Origin of the sequence: Apilactobacillus pseudapinorum, from assembly GCF_040369555.1 — a bacterium.
GTDB lineage: Bacteria > Bacillota > Bacilli > Lactobacillales > Lactobacillaceae > Apilactobacillus.
This window is the reverse complement of the sequence record NZ_BAABVU010000034.1, coordinates 1-219: the sequence shown is the minus strand read 5'-3', so window position 1 is coordinate 219 and position 219 is coordinate 1. Positions and strand designations below refer to the sequence as shown.

Annotated in this window: 1 tRNA gene and 1 rRNA gene; both read right to left on the bottom strand. The window is 48.4% G+C overall.

Going from position 1 to position 219, the window contains the following annotated elements:
* Position 1: 1 nt before the first annotated feature.
* A tRNA-Asn gene (locus ABWU86_RS06050) sits at positions 2-74 on the bottom strand.
* Positions 75-79: 5 nt separating this feature from the next.
* Positions 80-196: ribosomal RNA gene (rrf, locus tag ABWU86_RS06045) — 5S ribosomal RNA — on the bottom strand.
* Positions 197-219: the final 23 nt, after the last annotated feature.

Below are 219 nucleotides of genomic sequence, written 5' to 3'. Positions count from 1 at the left end.
ACTCCGAATGTCAGACTCGAACTGACGACAACCTGATTAACAGTCAGGTGCTCTACCAACTGAGCTAATTCGGAATAAAGCGCGGCGACTTCCTACCCTCGCAGAGGGCGATCCCTCAACTACTCTTGGCGTTTAGAAGCTTAACTTCTGTGTTCGGCATGGGAACAGGTGTATCCTTCTAGCTATCGCCACCACACTATTTATCTGAAAGAACTTCGT